Origin of the sequence: Kocuria rosea (assembly GCF_023715525.1) — a bacterium.
Lineage (GTDB): Bacteria > Actinomycetota > Actinomycetes > Actinomycetales > Micrococcaceae > Kocuria > Kocuria rosea_A.
In genome coordinates, this window is sequence record NZ_JAMBOG010000007.1 from 52,719 (window position 1) to 74,079 (window position 21,361).

Consider the following 21,361-nt stretch of genomic DNA (forward strand, 5'->3'; position numbering starts at 1 on the left):
CCATGACAAGCGGCACCGGCCTCGACGAGGCCATCGAGTACCACGTCGTCAACTCGCTGGGATGGTCCAACCTGCGCCCCCTGCAGGCGGCCTCCGTCGAGCCCGTGCGATCGGGCGCCGACTGCGTGCTCATTGCACCCACGGCCGGTGGCAAGACTGAGGCCGCCGTCTTCCCGCTGCTCTCCTCAATGGTCCAGGAAGAGTGGCACGGCCTGTCCGTCCTCTACGTGACACCGCTACGGGCGTTGCTGAACAACCTGCACCCACGCATCACCAAGTACGGCGACTGGCTTGGCCGCCGCGTCGGACTGTGGCATGGCGACGTCAGCGACACCGCGCGCAGGCGTATCCTCGCCGACCCGCCGGACATCCTGCTGACCACACCCGAGTCGATCGAAGCGATGCTCGTGTCGCGACGTGTGGACCACAACCGGTTGTTCCCAGGGCTGCGGGCCATCGTCGTCGACGAACTGCACTCGTTCGCGGCCTCTGACCGCGGGTGGCACTTGCTCGGCGTTCTGGCTCGCCTGGAACGGATAGCAGGGCGGCCGATCCAGCGGGTCGGCTTGTCGGCGACGGTCGGCAACCCACAGGCGATCGGGCGCTGGCTACAAAGTGGCCAGACCACAACCAGGCTGGGGGAACGGAAACTTCGGGTGGTCTTTGAGGAGAATGCGGCGTCTGCTCCCGAGCCTGAGGTGCTGCTCGACTATGTCGGCTCGGTGGCGAACGCGGCGAAGGTCGTCACAGCACTTCACCGCGGTGAGAAGCGGCTCGTCTTTTGCGAGTCACGCCGTGTCAGCGAGCAGCTTGCCTTCGAGCTGCGCGCGCTCGGGGTCGAGACGTTCGTGTCGCACTCGTCGCTCTCCGCAGAGGAGAGGCGCAGGTCCGAGCAGGCATTCGCTGAGGCTCAGAACACCGTCATCGTCGCCACCTCCACGCTCGAGCTGGGCATCGACATTGGAGATCTCGACCGTGTCATCCAGATCGACGCGCCCCGAACTGTTGCCTCATTCCTCCAGAGGCTCGGGCGCACGGGACGCCGGGCCGGGACGAGGCGCAACATGTTGTTCCTCGCCACCAGCTCGGACACGTTCCTCGAGGCCGCAGGCCTCCTTCTGTTGTGGAAGCGCGGCTTCGTCGAGCCCATCACGCCACCGCCACACCCGCGGCACCTCACCGCCCAGCAGCTTCTGGCGCTCGCGTTGCAAGAAGGCGCTTACGGGGCCCACACCTGGCGGGAATGGTGGGGATCACTGGAACTGATGGACGACGGCGATGAAGTGCTCGCATACCTGCGAGACGAAGGCTTCCTCGTCGAGGACGGCGGACTGCTGATGATTGGGCCGGCCGCCGAGAAGGCGTTCGGCCGCCGCCACTTCATGGAGCTGCTCACCTCATTCGACGCCGAGAAGGAACTGCGCGTCGTGAGTGGGAACAAGGAACTTGGGTTCATCTCACCACTCGCGTTGCCGCGCGAGGGCTCCGAGAAGCTCGACGCCAAGCCCATCCTCATGAACGGTCGGGCCTGGCGCGTCGAGCACGTGAACTGGGAACGGTTCGAAGTCGTCGTCAGCCCGGTGACCTACAAGGGCGACGTCCGATGGCATAGTGATGCAATCGCGCTGTCGTTCGAGATGATGCGAGCGCAACGCGATGTGGTCCTCGGCGAGACGCCAGATGTGCCGCTGTCACGGCGAGCGAGCGAGCGGCTGGACCTCGTCCGCGAGATGCGGTTCAACCAGGTCTCAGGGGACGGGATCGTCCTCGAACGGTCGGGGCACGACACGCACCTGTGGACCTGGGCCGGGCTCAAGGCCAACGAGACACTGCGCGCCGGCCTTGGAGGGGCGGAGGGGCCGTCGTACAACGACGTCATGATTCTGCGCGATGCGGGGGATCTGTGGCAGCTCGCAGATATTTCGTTCGACGACGTGTTACCGCGCGTCCCTGTGGAGATGGTCGAGAAGCTGAAGTTCTCGGCAGCGCTGCCAGAAGCGACCGCTGTGAAGACGCTTTCGGAGCGTTTCGCTGACCGGGTAGGTGCAGCAACGGCTGCAGCGGAGCACAAGACCCACGTGGCCGATCGGAGCGAGTCCTGAAGCGTCGATGTCCAGGTCGAGGCCGCGTAGCAGCGCGGTGAGTGCGTTGCGGTTGGCGGTGCGCTGATGATCCATCTGCAGTCGGGCGGCCAGCAGGACCCGCAACGCTGTCCAAGTTCCCGATGTCCGCGGCCCGATCTGCTGGTCCACGTCTGAGTGGTAGGGAATTGTTAGAGGATTCGGCAGTCTTCGCCATCACCGGCCAGTACTAAAAAGTGCGAAAACCCAATCTGACCAGGTGCGATAGCATAACTTAGCTTAAGATGATCCAGCAAAGCACGGGAGTTAGCGAACTGTAAATCAGCTGGCAATGCCTACGGGGGTTCGAATCCCTCATCTGCCACGGGTGATGTCGCAGGACATCGCGAAGCACCCCGGACGACCGGTCCGGGGTGCTTCTGTCTTCCCAGGGCCCCGCAGCGCCGAAGCCGTGCCGCGGCGCCGGGGCCGTGCCCGCGCGGTCCCTCCCCTCCGGGACGCTGGGTCCCGTCGCGGCGCGGGCCGCCTCCTCGCCCGGGCGCGGCGCCTTCCGTCCGGTGAGGGGTGACGGCCCTGGTGGGGCCCGGAACCCCGGCGGTGACGGCCCCGACTGTGACGCGACGCTGTGCAAACACTGCGTTAACCGATGCGAACAGTATGAGATTTCCTATATGTTGGGGAGTGCAGCAGTCATCCGGGCACGGTTCAGCATCGCCGAGCTGACCGTGGGAACCCCCCGCACCGGATGACCGGCAGCACGACGACTCCTGCGACGGTCCCTGGTGCGCGCCCGGGACGCCATGGGTCGGTCTGCCGGGCGCTGCCGCCTGCGGGCGGGCCCAGGGGGCCGACACGACTGAGGAGATACACCGACATGACTGCTGTGAAGAAATGGGTGGCCGCCGGTTCGTCGGCCGCTGTCCTGGCGGGAGGCCTGTTCCTGGGCACCCCGGCCGCCTACGCCGACACCTGCACCGCTCCCGGGGCCGGGACCACGGTGAGCAACCTGATCACCGCCGCCGACGAGCTCCACGACACGGGCGTGCACTTCAACTCCCTCGTGGCCGACGAGGGCGTCCTCGCGCAGCTCCAGGCCCAGCAGGCCGTGCTGGAGGACGCCATCGTGAACGACTCCACCCTCGACCGCGCCCAGGGTGCCTGGACCGCGATCGCGGACCTGCAGCAGTCCTACGCTGAGTCCACCGACGACCCGGCGGTCGACGACGCCTACGCGGCCTCCGCCGCCGCCGCGGCCCACTTCCAGGCCGTCGCCCTGGACGCCCGCGCCGAGGGCCTGGTGTTCATGGAGAACGGCGCCGACCTCGTGGCGCTGTTCGAGGCGAGCTGCGGCGGGCTGGCCCCGGCCGGCACCGTCGACTCGGGCGAGGACGACGGGAGCGGCACGGACACCGGCACCAACACCGGTCTGAACGTGGACACCGCCCAGGCCGAGGAGACCGACGCCGCCCCGCTGGCCGCCCTCCTGGCCGCCGGTGCCGCAGCCTCCGCCGCCGTGGCCCTGCGGATGCGCCGCCGCGCGCGCGTCTGATCCCACGATGCCGACCGCCCCGGTGCCGCTGCCCTGCGGCACCGGGGCATAGCATTGTCCCCGACCCCCACCCCTGCCCCAGGAGCCGTCCGCATGGATCCCGCACAGCCCACGGAACCGCCGGCGCGCCGCCCGCGCTGGGCCGCCCCCGCCGCGGCCCTGGGCGCGCTCGCGCTGGGCGCCGCCGTCCTCGTGGCCCAGCCCTGGGAGGGGGAGCCCTCCGCCGCCGACCCCGCGGCGCCGTCCGTGTCCGCGAGCCGGACGCCCGGCCCGGGCGGGACCTCGGCGACGACCGCGCCGGAGCCCCCGGGGGACGCGCCGCGGGCGGCCGCGCCCGTGGGGCTCAGCGTGCCGGACGCGGGCCTCGACGTCCCCGTCCTGCCGCTCACCCCCACCGAGCAGGACCTCGCCGCCCAGTCCCTGGTCCCGCCGGAGACGCCCGACGGCTACTGGCTCACCCCGTACGGCACGCCCGGCGCGGGCTCCCGGAACACCACCTACATCGCCGGGCACAGCTTCGAGGGCCGCGAGGCCCCCTTCAACGCCCTGAGCGACCCGTCCCTGATCGGCAGCGAGGTCCAGGTCCGCACGGAGACCGGGACGGTGGACTACGTGGTGGACTCCGTGGTCACCCACGACAAGGACACCCTCAAGGACAGCGACATCTGGAACGTCGTGCCCAACCGGCTCGTGATCATCAGCTGCTACACCGAGGACCTGTGGGGCCGCAACGTCGTCGTCACGGCGTCCCCCGCCCGCTGACCCGGATCCCCTGAGCCGGCGGGGCCGGCTCAGCCCAGCGCCGAGCGCACGCGCGGGAGCACCTCCGTCCCGAGCAGGGCGATCGCGTCGATCGTCAGGGGGTGCGGGACCCCGCCGGCGTCCATCCGCAGCAGCAGCCGCTCGTGCCCCAGGGCACGCTGCTGGGCCACGATCTTCGCCACGACCTCGTCGACGTCGCCCACCACGAGGGACCCCTCGGGGGCGCACTCCCGGTCGTACTCCGCCCGGCTCCAGCGCGGGTCCTCCGGCACGATGGGCCCGTGGCTGCGGGCGCCGGCGGCGAAGTACGGATAGCTCGCCTCCCGTGCCTGCTCCGTGGTGCGGGCCACGAACCCGGGCACGTTGAGGCTCACCGGTGTGGCGGTGTCGCGGCCGAACTCGCCCAGGGACCGGCGGTAGACGGCCACCGTCTCCACCGCCTCGGCGTACGGGCCGTGGGTGCGCAGCAGGGCCAGGGGGAGGCCGAGCGCGGCGGCGCGCACGACGGAGCGCAGGTTCCCGGAGGAGGCGACCCACAGGGGCAGCCCCTCCTGGAGGGGCCGCGGCTCGATGTCCAGCTCCGCGGCGTGACGGGTGAGGGCGCCGTCGAAGGTGACGGGGCTCGTCTCGAGCACCTGCAGCAGCTGCAGCAGCTTCTCCTCGAACAGGGCGTCGGGGTCCTGGCCCCCGAGCCCCAGCGCCCGCAGCACCCTCTCGGACGCCCCCCGGCCCACGATCATCTCGGCGCGCCCGCCCGAGATGTTGTCCAGCATGGCGATCTGCTCGTAGAGCCGCACGGGGTCACCGGCCGGGAGCACGGAGACGGCGGTGGTCAGCCGCAGCCGCCGGGTGCGCCCGGCCATCGCGGACAGCAGCACCACGGGGGAGGCCGCCACCACGTCCGTGCCGTGGTTCTCCCCGACGCCCATCACGGCCAGCCCGGCGTCCTCGGCGGCCTCGGCCTGCTCGATGATGTCCCGCAGGCGCTGCCGGCTGTCCGGGCGGGCGCCCGAGACGGGATCCGGGGCGACCTCGCCCAGGGAGAAGATGCCGATCTCGAAGCTCATGGCGCCTCCGAACGCGGGTCCGGTCTCCAGTCTAGGGAGCGCGCCTCGCGCCCGGCGGGCCGGCCTTGTGCCACGAGTGAAATGCTGTGCCCGCGCGCGGCCCGGCGCCTACGCTGGAGGCATGGCTACCGTTGACATCACCCAGGACACCCTGGGCCAGACCATCGCCGAGAACGACATCGTCCTGCTCGACTGGTGGGCCGACTGGTGCGGCCCCTGCAAGCAGTTCGCCCCCACCTACGAGGCGGCCTCGGAGAAGCACTCGGACGTCGTGTTCGGGAAGGTCGACACCGAGGACCAGCAGATGCTCGCCGCGTCCGCGCAGATCTCCTCGATCCCCACCCTGATGGCCTTCCGCGAGGGCATCCTCGTCTTCTCCCAGCCGGGCGCGCTGCCCGCCTCCGCCCTCGAGCAGGTGATCGACGCCGTCAAGGGCCTCGACATGGAGGAGGTCCGCGCCGAGGTCGCCAAGCAGTCCCCGGACGCGCCGGGCGCCTGAGCGGCCCCCGCCCCCGGACGACGGCGGTGACGCCGAGCAGCGATCCGATGGCGAACGTGGCGACCAGGGCGAGCGCCCCGCCCACCACCATGCGCAGGGCCGCGCGGCCGCGCTGGGGGGCCTCGCCGAGCCTGGCGCCCAGCCAGCCTGTGAGGCCGAGCGCGGCGAGCACGGCGACGAACGTCACCGGGATCCGCCACGCGTCGGGCGGGAGGAGGATGGCGAGCATGGGCAGCAGGGCTCCGAGGAAGAAGGACAGCGCGGAGGCGACCGCGGCGTTCCACGGGCTGACGACGTCCTCCTCGCTGATGTTCAGCTCGGCGTCGAGGTGCGCGGCGAGGGCGTCGTGCGCGGTGAGCTCCCGGGCCACCCGGTGGGCGGTCTCGGCGGACAGGCCCTTGGCCTCGTAGATCTCCGCGAGCTCCTCGAGCTCGGCCTCGGGCATCTCCGCCAGCTCCCGCCTCTCCTTGGCGATCAGGGCCCGCTGGGAGTCCGACTGGCTGGAGACCGACACGTACTCGCCCTGGGCCATGGACAGGGCCCCGCCCACCAGGGCCGCGGTCCCGGCGACGAGGATCGCGCCGGTGCTCGTCGTGGCACCGGCCACGCCCACCACGACCGCGGCGACCGAGACGATGCCGTCGTTGGCGCCGAGCACCCCGGCGCGCAGCTTGTTCATCCGCTCGGTGTAGCCGGTGGCGTGGGGCTCGGTGAGGAGGTGGTCCTGGGTCATGGCACCATTCAACGCCCGTGGGCGGGACCGTGCCAGCAAGGACAGGATTGCCTCACCTGCCCGGGGGCTCACCGCCTCCGGTGGTCCTCCGGGTGCAGCCGCGGCGCGAACGACGGCTTGCGGAAGCCCGAGGCGCGCAGCAGCCGCACGACCCGCTGCCGGTCGCCCCGCCACGGCTCGAGCAGCTCGAGCATCCGGCGGTCGTCGCCGGGGCGGCGGTCGAAGAACCAGCACACCCACGTGGCGAGGTGGAAGTCGAAGACGCTCACCGAGTCCGGGTCCCCGTGCGTGCACTGGACGATCTCGGCGACCGTCCACGGCCCCAGGCCGGGGATCGAGCGCAGGCCGCGGTGCAGGTCCGCGTCCAGCGGCGCCCGGCCCAGCCGCTCCAGGGCCGCCGCCCGCTCGGCGACGCGCCGCACCGTGGCCGCACGGGCGCCGTCGACCCCGGCGCGGTGCCACTCCCACACGGGCACGGCCGCCCACGCCCCGGCGGTCGGCGGGACGCGCATCCCGCCGGGGGCGGGCCCCGGGGCGGGTTCGCCGTACCGGCGCACGAGCTGCCGGTGGGCGGCCACGGCCTCCCGGACCGTGACGCGCTGCTCCAGCACCGAGACCACGGCGCGGTCCAGGACCCGGCCCGTGGAGGGCAGCCGCAGCCCGGGGTGGTGGTGCCGGGCGGCGACCAGCCGGTGGGGCAGGGCGCGGAAGGCCTCGGAGGCCTCGAAGCGCGCCCAGGAGTCCTCCGCCCCGGCCCAGCGCGGGGCCTCCGCCAGGAACTGCTCGGCCCCCGGGCCCCACGTGCGCACGAGCACGGGCCGGTGCAGCGGGGACCCCGTCCCGGCGCGGGAGAAGCGCGCCGAGACCGGCCCGGCGGCGGTGCGGGCCACGACCCACACGACGTCGGGGGCGAGCACCCGCACCAGGGGGTCCGCGGCGCCGCGGGAGAGCACCCCGAGGGTCTGGCCCAGGTGCACGGGACCGTCCGGGTCCCAGACGAGCTCGCCGTCCGCGGCCGGGCGCGCGGGCGCGGCCGGCGCGGGGGAGGCGGAGGAGGGCATGAGACCATGATGGCAGTCCTGTCCGACGTCCGTGCGCCCCCGGACGGTCCCCGAGGAAGCCCCGCGCCATGCCCGCCACCGCCCTCCCGCGCCCCGCGGGCCCCGCGACCGCCCCGGGCCGCGGGGCGCGCCTGCTGCCGGCGGCCGTGGGCGTCCTCGTGCTGGTCCTCTACCTCTGGTGGTCGCTGCTGCAGTGGCACCGCTGGGAGGTGCCGTCCTGGGACCTGGGCATCTTCACGCAGCTCGCGAAGTCCTACGCCGCCGGCGAGGGTCCCCGTGTGGACATCAAGGGCCACGGCTACAACCTGCTGGGCGACCACTTCCATCCGCTGCTGGTCCTGCTGGGGCCGGTCTACGCGCTGTTCCCCTCGGCCCTGACGCTGCTCGTGGTCCAGGACGTGCTCGTGGCCGTCTCGGCGTGGGCCCTGACCCGGTGCGCGGTGCGCGCCCTCGGGGCTGCGCCGGGCACCGCGCTGGGCCTCGCCTACGGGCTGAGCTTCGGGGTGCAGGCGGCCGTGGCCGTGCAGTTCCACGAGGTGGCCTTCGCCCTGCCCCTGCTCGCGCTGTCCCTGGGCGCGCTCGTGGAGCGGCGCTGGACGGGCGCGGCGGCGTGGGCCGCGCCCGTCGCGTTCGTCAAGGAGGACCTCGGCGTCACGGTCGCCGTGCTCGGGCTCGTCCTGGCCTGGCGCGCGCGCCGGGAGGCCCCCGGGGACCGCCGCGCGGCGGCACTGGGATTCGTGCTCGCGGCCTGGGGCACGGCGTGGTCCGTCCTCGCCGTGGCCGTGGTGCTGCCCGCCCTCAACCCCGCGGGGGAGTTCGCCTACGCCGACCGGCTCGACGCCGGGGCCGCGCTCGCCGACCCGCTGGCCGCCGTGGTCTCCCTCGTCGTGCCCGCGCAGAAGGCCCTGACCTGGCTGACCACGCTGCTCGTGGGCGTGGGGGTCGTGCTCCGCTCGCCGCTGGCGCTCGTGGCCCTGCCGACCCTGCTGTGGCGGATGCTCTCCCCGAACCACGGCTACTGGGGCACGGAGTGGCACTACAACGCCGTGGTCATGCCGGTCGTGCTCGCCGCCCTGGTCGACGCGGTGCTCCGGCTGCGCCGCGGCCCGCACCGGCCGCTGCGGCGCGCGGCGAGGGCCGCCCCGTGGGCGGCCCTCGCCGTCGCGCTCCTGCTGGTCCCCGGCCGCCCGCTCGGCGACCTCGCCGACCCGGCCGCCTACCGGGCGGACCCGCGGGCCGCGGCCAAGGCCGCGGTCGTCGCGGCCCTGCCCCAGGGGGCCAGCGTGAGCACGGACCTGACGCTGCTCCACCACCTGGTGCCCACCACGGACGTGCACTGGATCGGCAACGCGGGGGACCCGCCCCCCGACTACGTGGTGGTGGACCGGCTGGGCGCCGCGTGGGGCGGCAACCCGCCCGGGGACGTCGCCGCGTACGCGACGGAGGCCTACGGCGCGCCCTACGCCGTCGTGCGTGACGAGGAGCACCTCGTGGTCGTGCGGCGGCAGGGCTGAGCCGGGCCCCCCGTGCGATAGACTGACAGGACCGAATCCGGTCACTCCCTCACTTTCTCGTGCAACGCGATGCCGCTCCAGGCGCATCGTGTTCGGCCGCGCCGCGCGCGCGCCGTGTCCGACGCTCCCGCCGCAGGCGGGAACCCAGTGGTTGGCAGGGACGTCCGGACACCCACCGTGGCCGCAGCCCCCGGCACCCCACCCGGTACCGCCCGGGCCGCCACCCGCACAGAACGAGGAACCTGCATGTCCGACACCCCCGCCACCCCCGAGACCGCCGACGAGCCCACCACCACGTTCGCCGACCTCGGCATCGACCCCCGCGTGCTCTCCGCCGTCGAGGACCTCGGCTACGAGACGCCCACGCCGATCCAGGAAGCCACCATCCCGGTGCTGCTCCGCGGCAACGACGTCGTGGGCCTGGCCCAGACCGGCACCGGCAAGACCGCCGCGTTCGCGATCCCCGCCCTGTCCCGGCTCGCCGAGCTCGCCGACGTCAACGGCGTCTCCCGCGACACCCAGGTGCTCGTGCTCGCCCCGACCCGCGAGCTCGCCCTCCAGGTCGGCGAGGCGTTCTCCTCCTACGCCACCCACCTCGAGGACTTCACCGTCCTGCCCGTCTACGGCGGCTCGCCCTACGGCCCCCAGCTGGCCGGCCTGCGCCGCGGCGCCCAGGTCGTCGTCGGCACTCCCGGGCGCGTGATCGACCACCTCAAGAAGGGCTCCCTGGACCTGTCCCACCTGCAGTACGTGGTCCTCGACGAGGCCGACGAGATGCTGCGCATGGGCTTCGCCGAGGACGTCGAGGAGATCCTCTCCCAGACGCCCGTCGAGAAGCAGGTCGCCCTGTTCTCCGCGACCATGCCTCCCGCCATCCGCAAGATCGCCAAGCAGTACCTGCGCGACCCGCAGGAGATTGCGGTCAAGGGCAAGACCACGACCGGCACGAACACCCGCCAGCGCTACCTGCAGGTGATGGGCTCCCACAAGATGGAGGCCATGACCCGCATCCTCGAGGTCGGCGACTACGACGGCGTCATCGTCTTCGTGCGCACCAAGGCCGCCACGGAGGAGGTCGCCGACCGGCTCAAGAGCCGCGGCTACACCGCCGCCGCCATCAACGGCGACATCCCGCAGAACATGCGCGAGCGCACCGTCGAGGCCCTGCGCGACGGCAAGATCGACATCCTCGTGGCCACCGACGTCGCCGCCCGCGGCCTCGACGTCGAGCGGATCTCCCTCGTGGTCAACTACGACATCCCCCACGACACCGAGTCCTACGTGCACCGGATCGGGCGCACCGGCCGCGCCGGGCGCTCCGGTGAGGCCATCCTGTTCATGACCCCCCGGGAGAAGTACCTGCTGCGGGCCATCGAGAAGGCCACCCGCCAGCCGGTGGAGCTCATGCGCATGCCCTCCACCGAGGACGTGAACCAGACCCGCAAGGACCGGTTCGCGCAGCAGATCACCGACACCATGGAGTCCGAGGACCTCACCCAGTTCCGCGAGCTCGTGGAGCAGTACCAGGACGAGCACGACGTCGACGCGGTGGAGATCGCCGCCGCGATCGCCGTGATGGCCCAGGACGGGCGGCCCTTCTTCGTGGAGGAGCTCCCCGAGCCGGTCCAGCGCACCCGCGACCGCGGCCGGGACGGCGACGAGCGCCCGCGCCGGGAGCCGCGCGTGGAGAAGGGCATGGCCACCTACCGGCTGGCCGTCGGCCACCGCCACCGCGTCTCGCCCGGCTCCGTCGTGGGCGCCCTCACCAACGAGGGCGGCCTGAGCGGCGGCCAGATCGGCGCGATCGACATCCGCTCCACCCACACCCTCGTGGGCCTGCCCGAGAACCTGCCCGCCTCGACCCTGGACCGTCTCGCCGGCACCCGGATCAACGGCGAGCTGATCCACCTCGAGGCCGACCACGGCCCGGCCGCCGGAGGGCGTCCCCGCCCGAAGGGCACCTCCTCCTACCAGGACCGGCCGCGCCGCAACGCCCCCGCCCGCGGCGGGGAGTCCCGTGGCGGGGATTCCCGCGGCGGCTACCAGGGCAAGCGGGCCGACCGCGACGGCGACCGGCCCTTCCGCAAGCCGCGCCAGAAGAAGTACTGACCCGGCGGCGCGAGCGCGCCCCGAGGACGGCGACGGGAACAGGACGAGGGGGACGGGCCGAGCGGCCCGTCCCCCTCGTCCGGTTCCTTCATCTGCCGCTCACACGCCGCCGCCGGGGTGAGGCGCATGGCGGGCGCACGCTGGGAGAGGCCGCGGACGGAGCTGAGGTCCGTCCGTTCCCGCGTGCTGGCCACCACCCTCGGCTTCCTCGCCGCGGCCCTGCTCCTGGTGGGCGGGCTCACCCACTACCTGCGGCTCGTGGACCTCGACGAGTCCGTGCGCCAGGACATCGTGCAGGAGGCCGGGGAGCTGCAGCGGCTGGCCCAGCGCGGTCCGCTGGGCCCCGACGCGTCCCCGTCCGAGGACCTCGACGCCACGGCCGAGGAGCCGTTCACCGACGTCGCCCAGCTGTTCTGCACGTTCATGACCACGACCGTGCCGGGGGAGCACGAGAGCATCCTCGTGCTCGTCGACGGGAAGCCGGCCTTCGAGCACGCGCACCGGTCCCGATTCCAGCTCGACGCCCCGGCCACCGTCGCCGCGGTCGCCGAGCGCGCCCGCCCGGGCCGGACGGTCGTCTTCGACCACGAGCAGGACGGGCGCGCGCTGCGCCTGGGGGTGATCTCCGTGCGCCTCGACGAGGACCCCCGGCAGGGCTACCTCGTGGTGGGCTTCGACATGAGCGCCCAGCGGGACATCGTGCTGGCGTCCCTGTGGCGCTACCTCGTCATCGCGGGGCTGACGATGGTCGTCGCCGGGCCGGCCGCCTGTGTCATGGTCGGCCGGGTCACCGCCCCCGTCACCCGCCTGCGCCCCGCGTGCGTCTGCACCTTCCGCCCGCGCCGGCGGGGCCTGGCCCAGCAGCTGCTCGACGACCTCCTCGCGGGCGGACCTCCCGCCGGTGAGGGGGCCCGCATGTTCTCATGCCCGTCTCACGCCGTTCCGGGACACCGGGCGCCATGAAGATCCTCTGGCCGGCCCTCTCCCTCGTGGTCGTCACGGTCCTCGCGGTGCTGCTGTGGGGCGCCGCCACCGGCACGGAGCGGGTCGAGGTCGTGCGCGACGGGGTCGCCGTCACGGGCGCACCCGGATCCTCCCCGGACCGCTCCCCGGACGGCTCGCCGGAGGCTGCCCGGGACGGCAGGGGGCTCCGCCGCCCCCGGCGCGGACCCGTCCGGGGGCCCGTCCCCGGTCGGGGCGAGGAGCGCGACGGGCGCGACGGGCGCGACGGGCGGGCCGGCCGCGCCTGCGGCACCTCCCGCTCCACCGGCGCAGGTGCCGGTGCCCGTGCGGCCCGCTCCGCCCGTCAGCGACGGGGACGACGGCTGAGGTCCTGGTCGGGACCGGTCCGGGTCCCCGGGGGCCCCCGCCGGGGACGCCCGGGCCGATTTTTGTTTTGCCGAAACGTGCTGGTAGAGTCTTCGTCGTTGCCCCGATAGCTCAGTGGTAGAGCGCCATCTTGGTAAGATGGAGGTCCCGGGATCGATTCCCGGTCGGGGCTCTCATGATGAGCTCCCGTGGCCCGGCCCTCCGGCCGGTTCCCACGGGTTCTCATCTACCTGGCGGTGTAGCTCAGCTGGTTAGAGCGCACGACTCATAATCGTGAGGTCGACGGATCGAGCCCGTCCACCGCTACGGCGACAAGCCCGTGATCCTTGCCGGTCACGGGCTTTTGTCGTTCCCCCGCCCGTTCCCCCGGTGCCGTGGGGCTCCGCCGTAGACTGGTCGGGCGCCCGCCGCCCGGCGGGCGGCCCCGTCCCCGAGGAGCTGCCATGCCCGTCAACCCCGACCTGGTCGGGCGGACGTACCCGCCGGCCGAGACCTACAGCGTCGGCCGGGAGGCGATCCGCGAGTTCGCCCGCGCCGTGCAGGCCGGCCACGCCGCGCACCACGACGTCGACGCCGCCCGCGCCCTCGGCCACGCGGACCTCGTCGCACCCCCCACCTTCGCGATCGTCGTGGCCCAGCGCGCCGACGCGGCGTTGATCGCCGACCCCGAGGCCGGCATCGACTTCTCGCGCGTGGTCCACGCCGACCAGCGCTTCACCCACCACCGCCCGATCGTCGCCGGCGACGAGCTCGTGGCCGAGCTGCACGTGGACCAGGTCCGCGCGATGGGCTCCGGGGCGATGATCACCTCGCGCGCCGAGATCAGCACCGTGGCCGGGGAGCCGGTCGCCACCACCGTCTCGTCCCTGCTGGTACGCGGAGAGGACCAGTGACCGTGCACACCACCATTGCCTTCGACGGCCTCGAGAAGGGCCAGGACATCGGCGAGCGCCGCATCGAGCTCTCCCGGGCGGACCTCGTGAGGTACGCGGGCGCGTCCGGGGACCTCAACCCGATCCACTGGAACGAGGAGTTCGCCCGCTCCGTGGACCTGCCCGACGTCATCGCCCACGGCATGCTCACGATGGGCGCCGCCGTCCAGCTCGTCGTCGACTGGGCGGGCGACCCGGGCGCCGTCGTCGACTACCAGACCCGTTTCACCAAGCCGGTCGTCGTGCCCAACCGGTACGGCACCGCGGTGGAGCCCTCCACGGCCCTGACGGTCTCCGGGAGGATCGGTGCGCTCGACGACGCGGCGCGCACCGCGCGCGTCGACCTCACGGTGACGGCCCCCGACCTCTCCGCCCCCGGCGCCGACCCGGCGACGGCGGCCCCCCTCAAGGTGCTGGTCAAGGCCCAGGCCGTGGTGCGGCTGGCGTGAGGGCCTGGCGCAACGCCGTCCTCGCCGGGTACCTGGCATCGGGGCTCGCGGTCTCCGCCTGGCTGACCCGCCTGCCCGCCATCGCGGACGCTCTCGGGCTGTCCCCGGCCACGCTGGGCGCCGTGCTGCTCACCCAGACCGTCGCCGCCTTCGTCTCCGTCTCCACGTCCGGGATGACCGTGCTGCGCCTCGGCGCGTCCCTGACCCTGCGGCTGACGTCGGCGGTCGTCGTGGCCGGGCTCGTGCTGATCGGCCTCGGCGTGTCCGTGTTCGCGTCGCTGCCGGTGACGGTCGCCGGGATGCTGCTGTTCGGTCTCGGGTCGGCCACCTGGAACGTGGCCGCCAACGTGGAGGGCGCAGCGCTTGAGAGCGGGTTGGGCAAGCACGTCATGCCCGTGATGCACGCGTTCTTCTCGATCGGCACCGTGCTCGGCGCCGCCGTCGGTGCCCTGGCCTCCGCCGCGCGCGTGCCGGTCGTGTGGCACGTCGGCGGCATGGCCGCGGTGGTCCTCGCCCTGGTGTGGGGCTCCCTGCCGTTCCTGCGCGGCGAGGGCACCCGGGTCCGGCCGGAGGAGCCCCGGACGGACACCGGCTCGATCGACCTCGCGGCGCTGGCCGCGGACCGCCCCGCCCGGGGGATGCGGGCGGCGTGGCGCGATCCGCGGACCGTCCTCATCGGCGTCTTCACCCTCGGCGTGGCCCTCGCGGAGGGCGCCGCCAACGACTGGGTGGCCCTCGCCCTGACCACCGGCTACGGCACGAGCGAGGCGCTCGGCGCGGTCGGCTACGGGGTCTTCGTCGCCGCCATGACCACGGGCCGGCTCGCCGGGACGCCGCTGCTCGACCGGTTCGGGCGGGTCGCCATCCTGCGCGCGGCGTGCTCGCTGGCCCTCGTGGGCCTGGCGGTCTTCATCGTCTCCCCGTGGCTGGAACTGGGGATCGCGGGTCTGTTCCTGTGGGGCCTCGGCGCCTCCCTCGGCTTCCCCGTGGGCATGTCCGCGGCCTCGGACGACCGCCACAACGCCGCGGCCAACGTCTCCGTGGTCTCCACCCTGGGCTACGGGGCGTTCCTGGGCGGGCCGCCGCTGCTGGGCCTGCTCGGGGAGGCCGTCGGCGTGCGGTACGCCCTGGCCGCCGTCGCGGCGCTCGTCGTCGTGTCCCTGCTGCTCGTCCCCGCCCTGCGCGCGCCGGCGACGGCGCACCGGCCGGCCGGCCGCGGCCGATAAACTGGCGGCCATGGACTCCCCTCGCATCGCAGAGCTCACCACGGCCGCCGTGGGCGGACCCGCCCACCACTACGTGCGCGCGGACGCCGAGCAGGACGTCGTCGACGCCGTCGCGGCCGCCGACGCCGAAGGCCGCCCCGTGCTGGTCGTGGGCGGGGGCTCGAACCTCATCGCGGCCGACGCCGGCTTCGCGGGCACCGTCGTGCACGTGGCCTCCCGGGGCGCCGACGTCGTGGCCGAGGAGCCCGGGGCCGCGGTCCTGGAGGTCCAGGCCGGCCACCCGTGGGACGACCTCGTCGCCGCCGCCGTGGCGCAGGGCCTGGTGGGCATCGAGGCGCTCTCCGGGATCCCCGGCACGACCGGGGCCACCCCCGTGCAGAACGTCGGGGCCTACGGCCAGGAGGTGGCGCAGACCGTCGAGCTCGTGCGCGCCTGGGACCGGCACGAGGCGCGCGTGCGCGAGTTCACGCCCGCCGAGCTGGCGTTCTCCTACCGGGACTCGGTGCTCAAGCGCACCACCGTGGAGGGCTCGCCCCGGTTCGTGGTCCTCGCCGTGCGCTTCCGGCTCGCACGGGGCGCCGAGAGCGCCCCGGTGCGCTACGCCGAGCTCGCCCGGCGCCTGGGCGTCGCGGTGGGGGAGCGCGCCCCGCTGGCTGCGGTGCGGGACACCGTCCTGGCCCTGCGCGCGGGCAAGGGCATGGTCCTCGACCCCGCCGACCGGGACACCTACAGCACCGGCTCGTTCTTCACGAACCCGATCCTGCCCGCGGACCTGCTGGGGGACCGGGTCCCCGCCGACGCCCCCCGCTTCCCCGTCGCGGACGCCGCCGGGCGCCTGCTCGAGGACCGGGTGAAGCTCTCCGCCGCGTGGCTGATCGACCACGCCGGGTTCGGCAAGGGCTTCGGGCTGCCCGGGACCCGCAACGAGGTCCTGGGCCTCGACGGCGCCGCGGTCGCCGGCGGCCGGGCGTCGCTGTCCACCAAGCACACGCTCGCGCTGACCAACCGGGGCGGGGCCTCCGCGGAGGACCTCATGCTCCTGGCCCGGACCGTGCGCGACGGCGTCGCCTCCGTCTACGGGGTGGACCTCGTCGCCGAGCCGGTCATCGTGGGCACGGCGGTCTGAGGCCGCCGTGAGCAGCCTCGAGGAGGAGATCGCCCAGGGGGAGCGGACCCAGGGGCGGATGCACCGGTGGCTCGCGCGCTTCCGGCGCTGGACCGTCCACCACCCCGTGCTGCGCGTCGTCTACAAGACGGTCGTCACGGTGCTGGGCGTGCTCTTCGTGCTGCTGGGGATCGCGATGCTCGTGCTCCCCGGCCCGGGGTGGCTCGCGATCTTCCTGGGCCTCGGCATCCTGGGCACCGAGTTCCACTGGGCGCGCCGGCTCAACCGGTGGGCCAAGCGCCAGGTGATGAGCTGGTGGCGCCGGTCGCAGCACCTGCTGGACGAGCGGCGCCACCGCCGCGCCCTCGCGGGGCCCGGCGACCTCGTGCCCGGGCCGCGCCACCTGCGCGCCACCCGCCCCTGAGGCCCGCCGTCCGCCCGGGGCGGTTCAGGCGAGGCGGCCCAGCACGGCCGCCACGAGCGCGACCGCGCGGTCGGGGGCCAGCCCGAGGGCGCGGGCCTCGGCGGCGTAGCGCTCGGCGGCCTGCACGGCCAGGTCCTCGGTCCGGTCCGCGGCCCGCACGAAGCTGCCCTGCCGGCCCCGGGTCTCGATCACGCCGGCGGCCTCGAGCTCGCGGTAGGCCTTGGCCACCGTGCTGGCGGCCAGGCCGAGGCCGTCCGCGAGCCGGCGCACCGGCGGGAGCCGCGTGCCGGCGGGCAGGCCGCCGTCCTCCCGCCCGCGCAGCACGGCGCGCTTGATCTGCTCGTACGGCGGGTGCGGGTCGGCGGGGTCGACCGCGAGCCCCGGCGGGAGCGCGGGGCCGTCCACGGGGCGGTCGTTGCCGGGGCTGTCGCTCACCGGGTCAGAGGGTGCCGGTGGCGATCCGCAGCATGCGGCGCAGCGGCTCCGCCGCCCCCCACAGCAGCTGGTCGCCGATGGTGAAGGCGCTGATGTAGCCCGACCCCATGGACAGCTTGCGGATCCGGCCCACGGGGATGCGCAGGGTCCCGGAGGTCGCCACGGGGGTGAGGTCCCGCATCGAGTCCTCCTTGGTGTTGGGCACCACGGTGGCCCACTCGTTGTCGGCGTCGATGAGCCGCTCGATCTCCTCGACCGGCAGGTCCTCGCGCAGCTTGACCGTCAGGGCCTGGGAGTGGGAGCGCATCGTGGCGATGCGCACGCACAGCCCGTCCATGGGCACCCAGTCCTGGGCGTACTCGTCGGTGCGGCCCAGGATCTTGTTGGTCTCCGCGGCGGCCTTCCACTCCTCGCGGGACTGCCCGTTGCCGAGGTCCGCGTCGATCCAGGGGATGAGGGAGCCGGAGAGGGGCACGCCGAACATCGAGGAGTCCAGGGCGTCGCCGCGCTGGGCCTCGAGCACCCGGCGGTCGATGTCGAGGATCGCGGAGGCGGGGTCGGCGAGCTCGTCGGCCACCACGCCGTGGAGGTCGCCGAACTGCCGCAGGACCTCCCGCATGTGCCGGGCCCCGCCGCCGGAGGCCGCCTGGTAGGTCATGGACGTCGCCCACTCGACGAGGTCGTTGCGGAACAGCCCGCCGAGGCCCATGAGCAGGCAGGAGACGGTGCAGTTGCCGCCCACGAAGTCCTTCACGCCGCGGGCGAGGCCCGCGTCGATGACGTCGCGGTTGACGGGGTCCAGCACGATGATGGCGTCGTCGTTCATCCGCAGGGTGGACGCGGCGTCGATCCACAGCCCGTCCCACCCGGCGGCGCGCAGCCTCCCGTGCACGTCCTTGGTGTAGTCCCCGCCCTGGGCGGTAACGACGATCGGCAGCTTGGCGAGGGCCTCGAGGTCGTGGGCGTCCTGCAGCGTGCCGGTGTCCCCGGCGCCGGGGAAGGAGGGGGCCGGCCGGCCCGCGCTCGAGGTGGAGAAGAAGACGGGGGCGATGCCCGCGAAGTCCCCCTCCTCCTGCATGCGCTGCATCAGCACGGAGCCCACCATGCCCCGCCAGCCGACGAACCCTACCGAATCACCCGAGCGAAAAGTCATGGCCCCCAGTCTAGTGGGCGCGAAATGACAGCCGGCGCCGGCGCTTCTCCTTCACGTACTGGACCGGGGGCAGCTCCACACCGGGGGCCATCAGCTGCTGGTACTGCGGAAAGCGGTGCAGGTAGTCCTGGACGTAGGGGCAGACGGGGCGCACGGGCACGCCTTCCTCGCGGAAGCGGTCCAGGAGCATCGTGACCAGCGTCCGGGCGTAGCCCTGCCGGCCGAACCGCTCGCCGATGATCGTGTTGCGCAGCTCCACCGTGCCGTCCGGGCGCTTCTCGTACTCCTCGAAGCCCACGAAGTCCTCCCCGCGCCACAGCTCGTAGCGCTCCCGGTCGGCGTTGTCGACGACGCGCAGCCGCGGGTCGTCGTGGATCTGCGGCTGGGGGTGCTGCTGGGTCACGGTCGGCCTCCTGCTCGTGGTGGGGCTCACGCTACCGGAGGGCCCCCGCGGACGGAACAGCGCCCCGCCCCCGGCCCCGGGCTCAGCGGCGGGTGCGCCGGTCGATGCGGTAGCCCAGCCCGGTGCGGGAGACCGACGGCGCCACGACCGGCTCCGCGGCCCACTCCCCGCCGAGCCCGGGGGCGTGGGTGTCGCCGTCGGTGTCCAGGTCGATGACCGTCACGAGGGCCTCCGTCACGGGGTGCCCGGGGTCCGCGAGGGCGTGCCGGTAGAGCTCCCCGCCGCCGATCACCCAGATCCGCTCCGCCCCGGGGCTGTCCAGCGCGAGCTCCACGGCCTGCGCCCAGGAGGCGGCGGTCAGCACGGCGCCGGGGGCCGCGCCGGCCGTGACCCGCTCCGGGGCGGAGGTGACGACGATGTTGGTGCGCCCGGGCAGCGGGCGGAACCGCTCGGGGAAGGACTCCCAGGTGCGCCGGCCCATGATCACGGGGTGGCCCGTCGTCGTGCGCCGGAAGAAGGCCATGTCCTCGGGCAGGGACCAGGGCATCCCGCCGTCCCGGCCGATGACCCCGTTCGTGGTCTGCGCCCAGATCGCGCCGATCACGGGCCGGTCCGCGGGGCGCTGCTCGCCGGCGCTCACACCGCCACCGGGGCCTTGATCGCGGGGTGGTGGCGGTAGTCGAGGACCTCGAAGTCCTCGTACTCGTAGTCGAAGACCGACGCCGGCCGCCGCGCCAGGCGCAGCCGGGGGTAGGGGAAGGGCTCGCGCGAGAGCTGCTCCACGACCTGGTCCAGGTGGTTGTCGTAGACGTGGCAGTCGCCGCCGGTCCACACGAACTCCCCGGGCAGCAGGTCCGTCTGCTGGGCCACCATCACCGTGAGCAGGGCGTAGGAGGCGATGTTGAACGGCACGCCCAGGAACATGTCCGCCGAGCGCTGGTAGAGCTGGCACGAGAGTCGTCCCGGGCCCTCGGGCCGGGGCTCGACGTAGAACTGGAACAGGGCGTGGCACGGCGGCAGGGCCATCTCGTCCACCTCGGCGGGGTTCCAGGCGGTCACCACGTGGCGGCGGGAGTCGGGGTTCGTGCGGATCGACTCCACGACCTTGGCGATCTGGTCGATCGACCCGCCGCCGGGGGTGGGCCAGGACCGCCACTGCACGCCGTAGACGGGCCCGAGCTCCCCGTTCTCGTCGGCCCACTCGTCCCAGATGGACACGCCGCGCTCCTGCAGCCAGCGCACGTTCGAGTCCCCGCGCAGGAACCACAGCAGCTCGAGGGCCAGGGACTTGAAGTGCACCCGCTTGGTGGTCAGCAGCGGGAAGGACTCGGCGAGGTCGAAGCGGATCTGGCGGCCGAACACGCTGCGGGTGCCGGTGCCGGTGCGGTCGGCCTTGTGCACGCCCTCGGCGAGGACCTCGCGCAGGAGGTCCTCGTAGGGGGTCGGCACGGGCGCGCGGGAGGGGACGGTCATCGGGGACTCCTCGGGAGGGGGTCGTGGGTGGTCAGTCGTCGTACGGCTTCACGAGCTCCACGGAGACCACGCGCCGGCGGTCCCGGCGGGCGACCTGCAGGACGATCATCTCCCCGGGGGACAGGTACGGGTCCTTGGCGGGGAGCTGCCCGGCCAGCTCCTGGGGCATGTGCCGGGCGAGGACCTTGAGCACCGTGGGCAGCACCGGGCGGTGGGTGCACAGGGCCACGGGCGCGTCCTTGTCGAACATCGTCTCCACCACGGCGGCCGCCCGCCGGGGGTGGCGCTTGTGCGCGGCCTCGGTCAGCTGGGGGCGCTCGCGCACCTTCACGCCGGCCTTGCGGGCGTAGGGCACGACGGTGGACAGGCAGCGCAGCCACGGCGAGGTGATCACGCGCTCCGGGGACCAGACCTGGAGCAGGCGGGTCACGGCGAGGGCCTGGCGCTTGCCCGTCGCGGCCAGCGGGCGGTCGCCCTCGGCGCGGGACCACGCGGAGCGCGGCTTCGCCTTGGCGTGGCGCACCACGATCGCCGGGCGGGTGGCCAGGTCACCGCGCCCGTGCAGCTCGACGAGCGCGGCCAGGGGCTCGCGGTCGGAGCGGTTGGTGAGCATCCGCCGCGCCTCGTCGGGGCTCACCCAGCGGACCTCGTCGACCTCCCGGCCGTCCGGCGTCGGGCGCGCCCCGGGGCCGAACTCCGCGGCCCAGTAGTGCACGTCCTTGACCCCGTCCTTGACCTCGTAGCGGATGGTGGGCAGGGGCACGCCGAGCCGGGCGAGCAGCCCGATCTCCTCCTGCACCTCCCGGTAGGCGGTCTCCGGCAGGGTCTCCCCGGCGTCCTGCTTGCCCTTCGGGAAGGACCAGTCGTCGTAGCGGGGCCGGTGGATGAGGAGCACCTCCACGCCGTCGCCCGCCCGCCGCCAGCACAGGCACCCGGCCGCGAGGACGTCCGCGGAGCCCCGGCCGGTGGGCTTCTCGCTGCTCTTCTCGGCGGTCTTCTCGGTGCTCTTCTCGGTGCTCTTCTGGGCGGTCTTGGGCATGGCGGCTCTCTCGTCCCC

General features: G+C 73.7%; 21 protein-coding genes and 2 tRNA genes. 14 read left to right on the forward strand and 9 right to left on the reverse strand.

Features of this window, described 5'->3' with window-relative positions; genetic code table 11:
• The first annotated feature begins 2 nt into the window (after positions 1–2).
• The 3 genes from M3185_RS06730 to M3185_RS06745 all read left to right on the forward strand — a co-directional run bounded on the left by M3185_RS06730 (position 3) and on the right by M3185_RS06745 (position 4,392).
• Complete coding sequence (locus M3185_RS06730) at positions 3–2,102, forward strand: DEAD/DEAH box helicase (RefSeq protein WP_251332903.1); 2,100 nt, start codon at positions 3–5, stop codon at positions 2,100–2,102.
• An 853-nt stretch (positions 2,103–2,955) separates the two neighbouring features.
• A complete protein-coding gene (locus M3185_RS06740) occupies positions 2,956–3,630 on the forward strand; it encodes a hypothetical protein (RefSeq protein WP_251332904.1) in 675 nt (224 codons plus the stop codon).
• A 93-nt stretch (positions 3,631–3,723) separates the two neighbouring features.
• Positions 3,724–4,392 carry a class F sortase gene (locus M3185_RS06745; protein WP_251332905.1) on the forward strand — a complete coding sequence of 223 codons (669 nt, stop codon included), beginning with the start codon at positions 3,724–3,726 and terminating at the stop codon, positions 4,390–4,392.
• 29 nt (positions 4,393–4,421) lie between these two features.
• Here M3185_RS06745 and M3185_RS06750 read toward each other — a convergent pair whose 3' ends face one another.
• Positions 4,422–5,459 carry an LLM class flavin-dependent oxidoreductase gene (locus M3185_RS06750; protein ID WP_251332906.1) on the reverse strand — a complete coding sequence of 346 codons (1,038 nt, stop codon included), beginning with the start codon at positions 5,457–5,459 and terminating at the stop codon, positions 4,422–4,424.
• Between the two features lie 121 nt (positions 5,460–5,580).
• Between M3185_RS06750 and M3185_RS06755 the strand changes: the two genes are divergently transcribed.
• A complete protein-coding gene (locus tag M3185_RS06755; protein ID WP_251332907.1) occupies positions 5,581–5,958 on the forward strand; it encodes a thioredoxin family protein in 378 nt (125 codons plus the stop codon).
• On the opposite strand, the gene M3185_RS06760 is transcribed toward M3185_RS06755, so the two are convergent.
• Together M3185_RS06760 and M3185_RS06765 are read right to left on the reverse strand one after the other, a co-directional pair.
• On the reverse strand, positions 5,888–6,691 hold the full coding sequence (locus tag M3185_RS06760) for a VIT1/CCC1 transporter family protein (protein ID WP_251332908.1): 804 nt from the start codon (positions 6,689–6,691) through the stop codon (positions 5,888–5,890). The two genes, M3185_RS06755 and M3185_RS06760, sit on opposite strands and share 71 nt — an antisense overlap.
• Before the next feature lie 68 nt (positions 6,692–6,759).
• Positions 6,760–7,752, reverse strand: coding sequence for a DNA-3-methyladenine glycosylase family protein (locus M3185_RS06765; protein ID WP_251332909.1), 993 nt, complete (start codon positions 7,750–7,752; stop codon positions 6,760–6,762).
• A gap of 68 nt (positions 7,753–7,820) precedes the next feature.
• Between M3185_RS06765 and M3185_RS06770 the strand changes: the two genes are divergently transcribed.
• The 10 genes from M3185_RS06770 to M3185_RS06815 all read left to right on the forward strand — a co-directional run bounded on the left by M3185_RS06770 (position 7,821) and on the right by M3185_RS06815 (position 16,840).
• Positions 7,821–9,266, forward strand: coding sequence for a DUF2079 domain-containing protein (locus M3185_RS06770; RefSeq protein ID WP_251332910.1), 1,446 nt, complete (start codon positions 7,821–7,823; stop codon positions 9,264–9,266).
• A gap of 246 nt (positions 9,267–9,512) precedes the next feature.
• Positions 9,513–11,375, forward strand: coding sequence for a DEAD/DEAH box helicase (locus M3185_RS06775; RefSeq protein WP_251332911.1), 1,863 nt, complete (start codon positions 9,513–9,515; stop codon positions 11,373–11,375).
• Between the two features lie 183 nt (positions 11,376–11,558).
• Positions 11,559–12,338 carry a hypothetical protein gene (locus M3185_RS06780; RefSeq protein ID WP_251332912.1) on the forward strand — a complete coding sequence of 260 codons (780 nt, stop codon included), beginning with the start codon at positions 11,559–11,561 and terminating at the stop codon, positions 12,336–12,338.
• Between the two features lie 466 nt (positions 12,339–12,804).
• Positions 12,805–12,876, forward strand: a tRNA-Thr gene (locus tag M3185_RS06785).
• A 60-nt stretch (positions 12,877–12,936) separates the two neighbouring features.
• A tRNA-Met gene (locus tag M3185_RS06790) sits at positions 12,937–13,010 on the forward strand.
• Between the two features lie 137 nt (positions 13,011–13,147).
• Positions 13,148–13,597: a MaoC family dehydratase N-terminal domain-containing protein gene (locus tag M3185_RS06795; RefSeq protein ID WP_251332913.1), complete on the forward strand. Its 450-nt coding sequence runs from the start codon at positions 13,148–13,150 to the stop codon at positions 13,595–13,597.
• 2 nt (positions 13,598–13,599) lie between these two features.
• Positions 13,600–14,085 (forward strand): MaoC family dehydratase, encoded by a 486-nt coding sequence (locus M3185_RS06800; RefSeq protein WP_251332914.1) that lies wholly within the window; start codon positions 13,600–13,602, stop codon positions 14,083–14,085.
• Entirely contained in the window at positions 14,082–15,311 is a 1,230-nt protein-coding gene (locus M3185_RS06805; RefSeq protein WP_251332915.1) for an MFS transporter, read from the forward strand. Before M3185_RS06800 ends, M3185_RS06805 begins: the two co-directional genes overlap by 4 nt.
• 10 nt (positions 15,312–15,321) lie before the next feature.
• Positions 15,322–16,437 (forward strand): UDP-N-acetylmuramate dehydrogenase, encoded by a 1,116-nt coding sequence (locus tag M3185_RS06810; RefSeq protein WP_251332916.1) that lies wholly within the window; start codon positions 15,322–15,324, stop codon positions 16,435–16,437.
• 7 nt (positions 16,438–16,444) lie between these two features.
• Positions 16,445–16,840 carry a TIGR02611 family protein gene (locus M3185_RS06815; protein ID WP_251332917.1) on the forward strand — a complete coding sequence of 132 codons (396 nt, stop codon included), beginning with the start codon at positions 16,445–16,447 and terminating at the stop codon, positions 16,838–16,840.
• Positions 16,841–16,864: 24 nt separating this feature from the next.
• Here M3185_RS06815 and M3185_RS06820 read toward each other — a convergent pair whose 3' ends face one another.
• From M3185_RS06820 to M3185_RS06845, 6 genes are all read right to left on the reverse strand, one after another.
• A complete protein-coding gene (locus tag M3185_RS06820) occupies positions 16,865–17,275 on the reverse strand; it encodes a GntR family transcriptional regulator (RefSeq protein ID WP_251332918.1) in 411 nt (136 codons plus the stop codon).
• A gap of 4 nt (positions 17,276–17,279) precedes the next feature.
• The gene (asd, locus tag M3185_RS06825) at positions 17,280–18,428 is read right to left on the reverse strand and encodes an aspartate-semialdehyde dehydrogenase (protein ID WP_251332919.1); all 1,149 of its coding nucleotides are present in this window, start codon (positions 18,426–18,428) and stop codon (positions 17,280–17,282) included.
• Positions 18,429–18,438: 10 nt separating this feature from the next.
• The gene (locus M3185_RS06830; protein WP_251332920.1) at positions 18,439–18,831 is read right to left on the reverse strand and encodes a GNAT family N-acetyltransferase; all 393 of its coding nucleotides are present in this window, start codon (positions 18,829–18,831) and stop codon (positions 18,439–18,441) included.
• 82 nt (positions 18,832–18,913) lie between these two features.
• Entirely contained in the window at positions 18,914–19,471 is a 558-nt protein-coding gene (locus M3185_RS06835) for a dihydrofolate reductase (RefSeq protein WP_251332921.1), read from the reverse strand.
• A complete protein-coding gene (locus tag M3185_RS06840; protein WP_251332922.1) occupies positions 19,468–20,304 on the reverse strand; it encodes a thymidylate synthase in 837 nt (278 codons plus the stop codon). The genes M3185_RS06835 and M3185_RS06840 overlap by 4 nt, the downstream gene beginning before the upstream one ends.
• 31 nt (positions 20,305–20,335) lie before the next feature.
• Entirely contained in the window at positions 20,336–21,343 is a 1,008-nt protein-coding gene (locus M3185_RS06845) for an NUDIX hydrolase (RefSeq protein WP_251332923.1), read from the reverse strand.
• Between the last annotated feature and the right edge of the window lie 18 nt (positions 21,344–21,361).

Bases quoted from the DNA above. Each gene is read 5' to 3' on its own strand.
- M3185_RS06730 (WP_251332903.1), top strand. From the start codon at position 3: ATGACAAGCGGCACCGGCCTCGACGAGGCCATCGAGTACCACGTCGTC.
- M3185_RS06740 (WP_251332904.1), top strand. From the start codon at position 2,956: ATGACTGCTGTGAAGAAATGGGTGGCCGCCGGTTCGTCGGCCGCTGTC.
- M3185_RS06745 (WP_251332905.1), top strand. From the start codon at position 3,724: ATGGATCCCGCACAGCCCACGGAACCGCCGGCGCGCCGCCCGCGCTGG.
- M3185_RS06750 (WP_251332906.1), bottom strand. From the start codon at position 5,459: ATGAGCTTCGAGATCGGCATCTTCTCCCTGGGCGAGGTCGCCCCGGAT.
- M3185_RS06755 (WP_251332907.1), top strand. From the start codon at position 5,581: ATGGCTACCGTTGACATCACCCAGGACACCCTGGGCCAGACCATCGCC.
- M3185_RS06760 (WP_251332908.1), bottom strand. From the start codon at position 6,691: ATGACCCAGGACCACCTCCTCACCGAGCCCCACGCCACCGGCTACACC.
- M3185_RS06765 (WP_251332909.1), bottom strand. From the start codon at position 7,752: ATGCCCTCCTCCGCCTCCCCCGCGCCGGCCGCGCCCGCGCGCCCGGCC.
- M3185_RS06770 (WP_251332910.1), top strand. From the start codon at position 7,821: ATGCCCGCCACCGCCCTCCCGCGCCCCGCGGGCCCCGCGACCGCCCCG.
- M3185_RS06775 (WP_251332911.1), top strand. From the start codon at position 9,513: ATGTCCGACACCCCCGCCACCCCCGAGACCGCCGACGAGCCCACCACC.
- M3185_RS06795 (WP_251332913.1), top strand. From the start codon at position 13,148: ATGCCCGTCAACCCCGACCTGGTCGGGCGGACGTACCCGCCGGCCGAG.
- M3185_RS06810 (WP_251332916.1), top strand. From the start codon at position 15,322: ATGGACTCCCCTCGCATCGCAGAGCTCACCACGGCCGCCGTGGGCGGA.
- asd (WP_251332919.1), bottom strand. From the start codon at position 18,428: ATGACTTTTCGCTCGGGTGATTCGGTAGGGTTCGTCGGCTGGCGGGGC.
- M3185_RS06840 (WP_251332922.1), bottom strand. From the start codon at position 20,304: ATGACCGTCCCCTCCCGCGCGCCCGTGCCGACCCCCTACGAGGACCTC.
- M3185_RS06845 (WP_251332923.1), bottom strand. From the start codon at position 21,343: ATGCCCAAGACCGCCCAGAAGAGCACCGAGAAGAGCACCGAGAAGACC.